Raw genomic sequence first — 10196 nt, 5'->3', positions numbered from 1 at the left:
GTGATGACGGCGGGACTCGTCGCGGCGACCGTCGTCACCACAGCACTGGCGCTCTGGCTGGCCTTCGGAATCTACGAAACGAACGAGGCGGACCACCGACGCCAGGGCATCCTGGCCGCGGCCCGCCAGTCGGCACTGAACTTCACCTCCCTCGACTACCGGCACTACGACCGCGACAGCGCGAATGTCCTGGCGGGCGCGACGGGCGACTTCAAGAAGCAGTTCACCGCCCAGACGGAGCAGTTGACGAAGCTGGTGGCCCAGAACAAGTCCGTGTCCCAAGGCCAGGTCCTGGAGGCGGGCATCGTCCGCTCCGACGAGAACTCGGCCCGTGTGCTGGTGGTCGCCGACAGCAAGGTGACCAACACCGCCGTGCCCGGGGGAGAGGCGCGCACCTACCGGCTCCAGCTCGACCTCGTACACAAGGACGGCCGCTGGCTGACGTCCGACGTCGAGTTCGTCGGCTGATTCACGGGCCGATTCGCCGACCGACAAGCACCGACGAGGAGTACCACCATGCCGAAGACGACCACCGGCCGCGCCCCCGGTCCCGGCACCCGCCGCACCATGACGGCCGCCGCCCGCGCGGCGGCGAAGCGCGCGGAGCGCGGCCACCGCGAAGCGGGCGCGGTGACGGCCGCCCACGAGGAGTCCCCGCGCCGGGCCGAGCGGCCACTCGCCGGACGCACCGTCCTCATCGAGGCCCCGAAGCACGGCTGGGACGACCCGCCGGAGCCGTCGCCGGAGTCGTTCGGGGAGGACGGGCCGCAGGAGCGCAGCGAGCCCGGCTCCGGCGGCCGACGGAAGCTGCTCACCTTGCTCCTGGCCGTCCTGCTCGTCGCCGGCCTGGTCGCGCTGGCCGCGCTGGGACGGCAGTACCGCGACGGCCGCCTGACGGAGACCGCCCGGACCGAGGCGCTCTCGGCCGCGCGCACAGCGGCACCGATCGTCCTGTCGTACGACTACCGCCACCTGGAGAAGGACTTCTCACGGGCCCGCGCCCACCTGACCGGCGATTTCCGCGACGAGTACGGCAAGACCACGAAGACCGTGGTCGCCCCGACGGCCGAGAAGTACCACGGCGTCGTGAAGGCAAGGGTCGCCGCCCCCGGCTCCGGCGGCGCCCCGGCCGCCTCCGTCGTCTCGGCTTCCCCCGACAAGGTCGTCGTCCTGCTGTTCGTCAACCAGGTCACCGAGAGCACTCAGGTGTCGGGGTCCCGCGTGGACCAGAACCGGGTGCGGATGACGATGGACCGTACGGGTGGCGAGTGGAAGGTGAGCGCGGTGGACGCGCTGTGAAGGCAGGACCGGGATCCCGTGGACGACACCGGGCCAGTCAACGGAAAGGCGGACGGGCTCTTGTGCGTTGCCCGGTGATCAGAGCGACTGACGAGGAACGTCCGCCTGTGCCGAGTGCGCCGTGGACCGTCGTGTCACCCGCTCCAGGTGCCGTGCAAAGACCTCTCGCGCCTCCGGCGTCAGGGTCCGCAGCGCCAACAGCGCCGTGATGACGACGTCGCACAACTCCGCCTCCACGTCCTCCCACGTGTGCGTGACCCCTTTGCGCGGGTTCTGCCCCGTCACCCCGATCACCGCCTGCGAGACCTCGCCGACCTCCTCGGAGAGTTTCAGGATGCGCAGGAGGAGGCCCTCGCGGCCCTCTACCGGGCGGTTGGTGTCGAGCCACTCGTACAAGGCGTCGATGCTGGACCAGAGTTCAGGGGCGGGGGACTGTTCGTTCATGGGGGCGTAGCCTGCCATGGGGCACTGACAGCGCCGGGTCCCGGCTCCTCCGCCCCCTACTCCATGTACTCCTCCTCGAACAACGCCTCCTGCTCGCCCTCCTTCGCCTTCCGCAGGCGCCTCGCCCGGGAGCCCACCACCACCGCCGTGCCCGCCGCCGTCGCCGCGAAGGCCGCGGGAATCATCCAGCCGCGGTTCACCGCGTGGCCGAGCAGGTGGTCGACGGAGAGGCGGCCCGGGCCCGTGATGGCCAGGCCCGCTGCCGTGAGGCCCAGCGTCGCCGCGTACTCGTAGCCGCCGCCCTGGTTGAAGAAGCCGTTCGGGGCGTGCACCGCCGCCGCCCCCGCCATCGCGCCGGCCGCCGCCGCGCCCGCGGCCGGGGTGGCCAGGCCCAGGGCCAGCAGCGTGCCGCCGCCGGTCTCCGCGAGGCCCGCCGCCGTCGCGCTCGCCTTGCCGGGGACGTAGCCGACGGACTCCATGAACTGGCCGGTCCCCTCGATGCCGTGCCCGCCGAACCATCCGAACAGCTTCTGCGCGCCGTGGGCCGCCAGAGCACCGCCCGTCCCCAGCCGGAGCAGCAGCAGGCCCAGATCACGTCGGTCGTTACGCCTCACGTCGACTCCCGGAGCAGACAGCAGGTACGGGACAGCAGGAACAGAGGGGCTCTCCTCCTCTTCGCGTTTCCACCGTCGCACCACTCACACCCCGCTACACCCGGCGGCCCCGTCCGGGAGGCCGTTCGGGTGGCACGGGTGGCGGGCGGCGGTGGCCGGTACGAGGCTGGCTCGCATGACGATTCAGACCACGCGCCTGAGCGATCCGGCCGTCCGGGCCTTCGTGGCCGCCGTGAACCACCACGACCGCGAGAGCTTCATGGCGCTCCTCGCGCCGGGCGCGACCATGACGGACGACGGTTCCGACCGGGACCTCGTCGACTGGGTGGACCGGGAGATCTTCTCCTCGCACGGTCACATGGAGGTCGACAACGAGTCCAACGGCGGCCGTTCCCTCATCGCCCGCTACAGCAACGACACCTGGGGCGAGATGCGCACCCGGTGGAGCTTCACCGTGGACGACGACGGCAGGATCACGCGCTTCGAGACCGGCCAGGCCTGAGTTTCCCGGCAGGTCCTTGCGGGACCTTGGGGCAGTCTTTGAACGTTCCGGGCCCGCCCACGCGGTTCCGCTTCGTACCGTCGCGGGATGTGCGACTCCGCCCGGCTGTCCCGACGTACGCTGCTCGCCCTGGCCGTCGCGGCCCCCGCATCAGGGACCCGCCCCGTCCTCGGCGGCGACCGCCTCGCCCGCGACACCGTGCAGGCGGGCAGCACCACCGGACTGCCCCGGCGGCTCACCGCCCGGTCCTGGCTCGTCGCCGATCACGACACCGGCCAGGTGCTGGCCGCCCACCGTGCGCACCGGCGGCTGCCGCCCGCGTCCACGCTGAAGATGCTGTTCGCCGACACGCTGCTCGACCGGTTGCCGCGCGGCGGGCGGCACACCGTCACCGCCGCCGACCTCGCCGGCATCCCGGCGGGCTCCAGCCTCGTCGGCATCCGGGCCGGGACCACGTACACCGTCGACCAGCTCTGGCAGGGCGTCTTCCTGCGCTCGGGGAACGACGCGGTGCACGTCCTGGCCCACATGAACGGCGGGGTGGCGAGGACCGTCGCCGAGATGCGGGCCAAGGCGCGGGAGCTGCGGGCCCTGGACACGCACGTGGTCAGCCCGGACGGCTTCGACCACCCGGGGCAGGTCTCCTCGGCGTACGACCTGACGCTGTTCGCCCGGCACGGACTGCGCGACCCGGGATTCCGTTCCTACTGCCGGACGCGGACGGCGGACTTCCCGGCCGGGGGCGGGAAGACGTTCCAGATACAGAACACCGACCGGTTGCTGAGCGGTACGTGGGGGCTGCGGGCGTATCCGGGGCTGATCGGTGTGAAGAACGGCTACACCAGCAATGCCGGCAACACCTTCACCGGTGCCGCGACGCGCGGCGGGCGCACCCTGCTCGTCACCGTCATGCACCCCGCCGACAGCACCAACGCCGTCTACGAGCAGGCCGCCGCGCTGCTCGACTGGGGTTTCGCTCAGGGTGCGGCGGCGCGGCCGGTGGGCACGCTGGTGGAGCCGGTGGGTGAGGGACACGGGACGGCGCCGTCACCCACGAGCGGATCCGGTGCCGGCGGTACGGTCGCCGGCGGCACCGTCGCGCGTGGGCCCTCGGCGGGGCGGCTGGTGGAAGGCGCCGGAACCGCGGTCGCGTTGCTCGCGGGCGGCGCCTGGGCGCTGCGCCGACGGCGGGCGCCCGTGCGGGCGCGGGGGCGGCACCGGGAATGACGGTCACCGGCAGGACCGCGTCCGGTCCTTGAGCTGTGCGGCAGCCGTTCCACGCGCACCGGTGCGTACTCCGCGGTCCCTCGCGGAATCCACCCCCACCCGGTGCGGTGGAACGACTGCCGCCTCCCCCCTGGATGTGGCCTGCGGAAGCGATCTGCTCCAACTGTGAAGCTTTGGTGTAGGAGAGTTGAGCATAAGTCCCCTACCGGCCGCAATGGGGCGGACGTTGCTATTCCGTTTGTGCAGGTTGACGAGTTGACGAACTCCGTCGTGCGCTCAGCCGCGTCCGATGTACGGCATCGCCGTCGCCAGTACGGTCGCGAACTGCACGTTCGCCTCCAGCGGCAGCTCCGCCATGTGCCGCACCGTGCGGGCCACGTCCGCGACGTCCATCACCGGTTCCGGGGCGACTTCCCCGTTCGCCTGGAGCGCTCCCGTCTGCATACGGGACGTCATGTCGGTGGCGGCGTTGCCGATGTCGATCTGCCCGACGGCGATCCCGTACGGCCGCCCGTCCAGGGAGAGGGACTTCGTCAGGCCCGTCAGCGCGTGCTTGGTCGCCGTGTAGGCCACCGACATCGGGCGGGGCGTGTGCGCGGAGATGGAGCCGTTGTTGATGATCCGGCCGCCCTGCGGGTCCTGCTCCTTCATCTGCCGGTACGCCGCCTGCGCGCACAGGAACGCCCCGTTGAGGTTGGTGTCCACCACGTGCCGCCAGGCCTCGAAGGGCAGTTCCTCGACCGGGACGCCGCCGGGGCCGAACGTGCCGGCGTTGTTGAACAGCAGGTCGACCCGGCCGAAGCGCTCGACGGTCGCGGCGAACAGGGCGCTCACGTCCTCGGGGCGGGAGACGTCCGTGCGCACCGTCAGAGACGCGGCCCCGGGTGCCAGGGCCGCCGTCTCCTCCAGTGTCTCCGCGCGCCGGCCCGCCAGCGCCACCGACCAGCCCGTGCGCAGCAGTTCCACGGCGACCGCCCGGCCGATGCCGGAACCCGCCCCGGTCACCACCGCGATCGCATTGTCCTTGGCATTCATGGGCCCGCAGCGTACGGGAGCACTCCCGTGCCCCCGGCGGGATCAGGGCGTCAGGCGAGCGTGAGTTCCGGCTCGCCCGTCTCGTCGGGGTAGCGGACGCCGACGCGGCCCCGGATCGCGTCGAGCGTCCGCATCACGGCGAGCGTGCCGTCCAGCGGCACCAGCGGGGACTCCGTCTCGCCGGCGCGCACCGCCCGCATGACCTCCAGCGCCTCGTGGCGCATGCTGTTGCGCGGGCCGTCCGCCGGGTCGGCGGTGAACTCCTCGGCGTCACGGCCGTCCCGATGCAGGACGAAACGGTCCGGGAAGAAGAATCCGTGCGGGATGTCGATCCGGCCCTTGGAGCCGGTGACCGACGCGGAGGTCGCCGTACCGCCCACGATGGAGCAGTGCACCGAACCGAGCGCGCCGCTGTCGAAGGAGAGCACCGCCGCCGTCTGGAGGTCGACACCCTCCTCGGAGAGCACCGCCCGCGCCACGACGTCCGACGGCTCCCCGAGCAGCAGCTGCGCGAACGACACCGGATACACGCCCAGATCGAGCAGCGCGCCGCCGCCCAGCTCCGGGTTGCGCAGCCGGTGCGAGGGCGGGAACGGGCCGGCCAGCCCGAAGTCGGCCTGGACGCTGCGCACCTCGCCGATCACCCCGTCGTCGACGAGGGCCTTGAGCCGCCGTACCAGCGGGTTGCAGTACATCCACATCGCTTCCATCAGGAAGCGGCCGTGCTCCCGCGCCAGCGCGACGAGTTCCTCCGCCTCGCCCACGTTCAGCGTGAAGGGCTTCTCGCACAGCACGTGCCGCCCGGCCGCGAGACACAGCCCGGCGGCGGTCCGGTGCGCCGTGTGCGGGGTGGCGACGTAGACGACATCGATGTCCTCGTCCTGCGCGAGGGCGTTCCAGTCGCCGTAGGCCCGGGGGATCCCGAACCGCTCCGCGAACGCCTTCGCCGACGCCTGAGACCGCGACGCCACGGCCACGACCTCCGCGTCGGGCAGGTCGATCAGATCCGCCGTGAACGCGCCCGCTATCCCGCCGGTCGCCAGGATCCCCCACCGCACCGTGTCCGCCGTCATTGCCGCCCCGCCTCCACCTCGTGACCCCGAGCACTGCGTACGAGCTGAGAGCATAGGTGGCGATCGACACACAGAGGGAGGGACTCATGCCCGAGGGCGGGGCGTCCATATCGAAGACCGCGCAGGAGGCATCGGACACCGAGCGGGAGGCCGCAGCCGGGACGGAGCGGCCCGACCGCACCCCGCACCGCCGCACCGGGCTCCTGGTCACCTTCCTCCTCGGAAGCCTGACCGCCGTGCCCCCGCTGGCGATGGACATGTACCTCCCGTCCCTGCCGCAGGTCACCCGCTCCCTGCACGCCCCCGCCGCGACCGTCCAGCTCACCCTCACGGCCTGCCTGGCCGGCATGGCGCTCGGGCAGCTCGTGGTCGGGCCGATGAGCGACCGGTGGGGGCGCCGCCGTCCGCTGCTCGCCGGGCTCGCCGTCTTCGTCGTCGCGACCGTCCTGTGCGCGCTCGCCCCCACCGTCGAGCTGCTGGTGGCCTTCCGGCTGGCCCAGGGCCTCGCGGGGGCGGCCGCCATAGTGATCGCCCGGGCCGTCGTCCGCGACCTCTACGACGGCATGGCCATGGCCCGCTTCTTCTCCACCCTCATGCTGATCTCCGGCGTCGCCCCGATCGTGGCGCCGCTGATCGGCGGGCAGGTCCTGCGCGTCACGGACTGGCGGGGCGTGTTCGCCGTCCTCACGGTCATCGGCGTGCTGATCGGGGTCCTGGTGTGGGCACGGCTGCCCGAGACGCTGGCGCCCGCCGAGCGGCACAGCGGCGGCGTCGGCGAGGCCCTGCGCTCGATGCGCGGCCTGCTCGCCGACCGCTCCTTCGCCGGCTACACCCTCGCCGGCGGCTTCGCCTTCGCCTCCCTGTTCGCCTACATCTCGGCCTCCCCGTTCGTCATCCAGGAGATCTACGGCGCCTCCCCGCAGACGTTCAGCCTGCTGTTCGGCGTCAACTCCGTCGGGCTGGTCCTCGTCGGCCAGATCAACGGCAAGGTCCTGGTCGGCCGGGTCAGCCTCGACCGGGTGCTGGGCATCGGCCTCGCGATCGTCATCACCGCCGCGACCGCGCTGCTGCTGATGTCCCTGGGCGTCTTCGGCGAGGTCGGACTCGTGCCCGTCGCCGCGGCGCTGTTCGTGCTGATGTCCGCGATGGGCATCACCCTGCCCAACACCCAGGCCCTCGCCCTGATGCGCACCAAGCACGCCGCCGGTTCGGCGTCGGCCCTGCTCGGCACCACCTCGTTCCTCATCGGCGCGATCGCCTCCCCGCTCGTCGGCGTCGCCGGGGAGGACACCGCCGTCCCGATGGCCGTCGTCCAACTGGCCGCCGCACTGGTGGCACTTGCCTGCTTCATGGGAATGTGCCGACCCTGGAAGAAGGACAGCAGCCGCCCGAGCGTGGAAGGAGCAGTCAGCTGAGCGCACCCAGACTGCGCGACGGCACGCCGGAACGGGCCGGACTCGACCCCGCGGAGCTGCGTCACCTCGTCCGGGAGGTCCACGTCCTGACCACGGGGCAGCGCCCCTGGGCGCCCGGAGCCGTCCTGGTCGTCGGACGCGGCCCGGTGATCGCGGTGGAGGAGGCCGCGGGGTGGGCCGTGCGCTACGCGGCCTACGACCCCGAGGCCGACGCCGGGGTGGAACTGCCCCGCGAGGACCGGGTCCCGATGACCGTCGGCACGCCCTTCGACCTGGCATCCCTCACGAAACTGTTCACGTCCGTGGCCGCCGTGCAGCAGATCGAGCGCGGCACGCTCGGCATCGACGCGAAGGTCGGGGCGTACCTGCCCGACTTCACGGCGGCCGCCCGGCACGGCATCACCGTGCGGCAGCTGCTCACCCACACGTCGGGGCTGCGGCCCGAACTGCCCCTCTACGACTACGCCGACGACGCGCAGCGGCTCGCCGCGCTCCAGGCGGAGCCGCCGGTCGGGGTCCCGGGCACGTACTGCTACTCCGACCTCAACATGCTCCTCCTCCAGTACGTCCTGGAGCGCGTCACCGGCCGCACGCTCGACGTCCTCGTCCACGACGGCATCACCCGGCCGCTGGGCATGACGGCGACGGACTTCGGGCCCTGCCCGGGTGCCGCGGCGACGGAGGACCAGCGGCGGCCGTGGGCGAAGGCGGACCGGGGGATGCTGCGGGGCGAGGTCCACGACGAGAACGCCTGGGCCCTCGGGGGCGTGGCCGGCCACGCGGGCCTGTTCTCCACCGGCCGGGACCTCGCGGTGTTCTGCCGCACCCTCCTCGCCGGCGGTTCCTACGGCCCGGCCCGTATCCTCGGCCCCGACTTCGTCGAGCTCCTCTTCACCCCGCCGGGCCTCGGCTTCTCCCTCGACCAGCCCTGGTTCATGGGCGACCTGGCGGGCCGCGGCGCGGCGGGCCACACGGGCTTCACCGGCACGTCCCTCGTCCTCGACCCGGCCACGGACACGTTCCTGATCCTCCTCACCAACGCGGTCCACCCACGCCGCCGCCACCCGGACAGCGCACCGAGAGCGGCAGCGGCGTCACGGGTGGCACGGGCGGTGCGGTGACCCTCCGGTAGGGGTGGGGGCGCCCGGCCGGGGAGTGGTGTCGTCGCCTCACGGCTCCGGCGGTGGACGCGGCCTCCCTGAGGGCCGTCGCGTCGTCCCGCGGTGACCGGCACGGGCCGCCCGGGGGAGCCCGGCCGGTTCCCGGCCCGTCGCGCCGCGGTCCGGACGGTCACGGTGGTCACGGTGGTTACGGCGGTCACGGCGGTCATGGTGATCACAGCGGTCATGGACTGGCAGCTCAGCCCAGCTCAGCCCAGCTCAGCCCAGCCCAGCCGAGCCGGCCCGGCCCCGGAGCCAGGGCGGAGACGGACACCGGCGGCGCCGTAGGACGGTGGCCGGAAGCCCGGGCGCGGACCGCCCCGGGCGAGCGCCGCGCCCGCCCCGGCCCGCCTCGTAGAATCGCCGGGTGAACGCCCCCGCACCCCCGGCTGAAAACCTCCGTGCCGCTCTTGCCGGTCTGCTCGACGGGCTGCCGCCCCGGCAGGCCTCGCAGGCGGTCGAGCGGCTGATCGCCAGCTACCGGGGGGCCACCCCGACCGACGCTCCCATCCTCCGGGACCGGGCCGACGTCGCCGCCTACGCCGCCTACCGGATGCCCGCGACCTTCGAGGCCGTACGCGCCGCGCTGGAGGCGTTCGCGGACGCCGTGCCCGCGTGGGCGCCGGGCGGGCACACCGACCTCGGCGGGGGCACGGGCGCCGCCGCCTGGGCCGTGAACGCGGTCTGGGGCGGGGAGCGGCCCGTCACCGTGCTCGACTGGGCCGAGCCCGCGCTCGCCCTGGGGCGGGAGATCGCCGCGGCCAACCCGGAGCTGCGGGACGTACGCTGGCAGCGCTCCCGGATCGGACCGGCGCTCACCCTCGACAGCACGGACCTCGTCACCGTCTCCTACGTCCTCAACGAGCTGACCGCCGCCGACCGCACCGCCCTCGTCGACGCCGCCGCGGCCGCCGCACAGGCCGTCGTGATCGTCGAGCCCGGCACCCCCGACGGCTACGCCCGGCTCATCGAGGCCCGCGACCGGCTGATCACGACCGGTTTCCGCATCGCCGCCCCCTGCCCGCACAGCGCCGCCTGCCCCATCGCCCCCGGCACGGACTGGTGCCACTTCTCCGCCCGGGTCAGCCGCTCCTCCCTGCACCGCCAGGTCAAGGGCGGCTCCCTCGCCTACGAGGACGAGAAGTTCGCCTACGTCGCCGCTGCCCGCTTCCCCGTCGAACCGGCTGCCAACCGGGTCGTCCGGCGCCCTCAGATCCGCAAGGGCCAAGTCCTCCTCGACCTGTGCGAGAGCGAACCGTCCCTGCGCCGGACCACCGTCACCAAGCGCCACGGCGACCTGTACAAGGCCGCGCGGGACGCCGACTGGGGAGACGCCTGGCCGCCCTCCTGAGCTTCTGTCAGGTACGCATAAGATCAACTCGCGCCCTCGGGCGTGAGCAACGCGTACCACTGAAACGGGAGGAACC

General features: G+C 73.0%; 11 protein-coding genes. 7 read left to right on the top strand and 4 right to left on the bottom strand.

The window, feature by feature from the left end:
* Positions 1 to 3: 3 nt before the first annotated feature.
* Positions 4 to 468 carry an Rv1363c family protein gene (locus RFN52_RS11420; protein ID WP_184845700.1) on the top strand — a complete coding sequence of 155 codons (465 nt, stop codon included), beginning with the start codon at positions 4 to 6 and terminating at the stop codon, positions 466 to 468.
* A 48-nt stretch (positions 469 to 516) separates the two neighbouring features.
* A complete protein-coding gene (locus RFN52_RS11415) occupies positions 517 to 1299 on the top strand; it encodes an Rv1363c family protein (RefSeq protein WP_184845698.1) in 783 nt (260 codons plus the stop codon).
* Positions 1300 to 1377: 78 nt separating this feature from the next.
* Here RFN52_RS11415 and RFN52_RS11410 read toward each other — a convergent pair whose 3' ends face one another.
* Positions 1378 to 1743, bottom strand: a complete 366-nt coding sequence (locus tag RFN52_RS11410) for a MazG-like family protein (protein WP_184845696.1) — start codon at positions 1741 to 1743, stop codon at positions 1378 to 1380.
* Between the two features lie 56 nt (positions 1744 to 1799).
* Positions 1800 to 2357 (bottom strand): DoxX family protein, encoded by a 558-nt coding sequence (locus RFN52_RS11405; RefSeq protein WP_184845694.1) that lies wholly within the window; start codon positions 2355 to 2357, stop codon positions 1800 to 1802.
* Between the two features lie 175 nt (positions 2358 to 2532).
* On the opposite strand from RFN52_RS11405, the gene RFN52_RS11400 reads away from it, so the two are divergent.
* The gene (locus tag RFN52_RS11400; RefSeq protein WP_184845692.1) at positions 2533 to 2859 is read left to right on the top strand and encodes a nuclear transport factor 2 family protein; all 327 of its coding nucleotides are present in this window, start codon (positions 2533 to 2535) and stop codon (positions 2857 to 2859) included.
* Between the two features lie 87 nt (positions 2860 to 2946).
* On the top strand, positions 2947 to 4086 hold the full coding sequence (locus tag RFN52_RS11395) for a D-alanyl-D-alanine carboxypeptidase family protein (protein WP_184845690.1): 1140 nt from the start codon (positions 2947 to 2949) through the stop codon (positions 4084 to 4086).
* Positions 4087 to 4362: 276 nt separating this feature from the next.
* Here the strand turns inward: RFN52_RS11395 and RFN52_RS11390 are convergent, their stop codons facing one another.
* Positions 4363 to 5121 (bottom strand): SDR family oxidoreductase, encoded by a 759-nt coding sequence (locus RFN52_RS11390; protein WP_184845688.1) that lies wholly within the window; start codon positions 5119 to 5121, stop codon positions 4363 to 4365.
* A gap of 50 nt (positions 5122 to 5171) precedes the next feature.
* Positions 5172 to 6194 (bottom strand): Gfo/Idh/MocA family protein, encoded by a 1023-nt coding sequence (locus RFN52_RS11385; protein ID WP_184845686.1) that lies wholly within the window; start codon positions 6192 to 6194, stop codon positions 5172 to 5174.
* Positions 6195 to 6280: 86 nt separating this feature from the next.
* On the opposite strand from RFN52_RS11385, the gene RFN52_RS11380 reads away from it, so the two are divergent.
* The 3 genes from RFN52_RS11380 (at position 6281) to RFN52_RS11370 (ending at position 10120) form a co-directional block, all read left to right on the top strand.
* Entirely contained in the window at positions 6281 to 7609 is a 1329-nt protein-coding gene (locus RFN52_RS11380) for a multidrug effflux MFS transporter (RefSeq protein ID WP_184845684.1), read from the top strand.
* Positions 7552 to 8730 carry a serine hydrolase domain-containing protein gene (locus RFN52_RS11375; protein ID WP_184845682.1) on the top strand — a complete coding sequence of 393 codons (1179 nt, stop codon included), beginning with the start codon at positions 7552 to 7554 and terminating at the stop codon, positions 8728 to 8730. Before RFN52_RS11380 ends, RFN52_RS11375 begins: the two co-directional genes overlap by 58 nt.
* 406 nt (positions 8731 to 9136) lie before the next feature.
* Positions 9137 to 10120, top strand: a complete 984-nt coding sequence (locus RFN52_RS11370) for a small ribosomal subunit Rsm22 family protein (protein ID WP_184845680.1) — start codon at positions 9137 to 9139, stop codon at positions 10118 to 10120.
* The last annotated feature ends 76 nt before the right edge of the window (positions 10121 to 10196 follow it).

This window comes from Streptomyces collinus, assembly GCF_031348265.1.
Lineage (GTDB): Bacteria > Actinomycetota > Actinomycetes > Streptomycetales > Streptomycetaceae > Streptomyces > Streptomyces collinus.
Note: the sequence above shows the minus strand (reverse complement) of the source record. Positions and strands in the feature narration are given on the sequence as shown.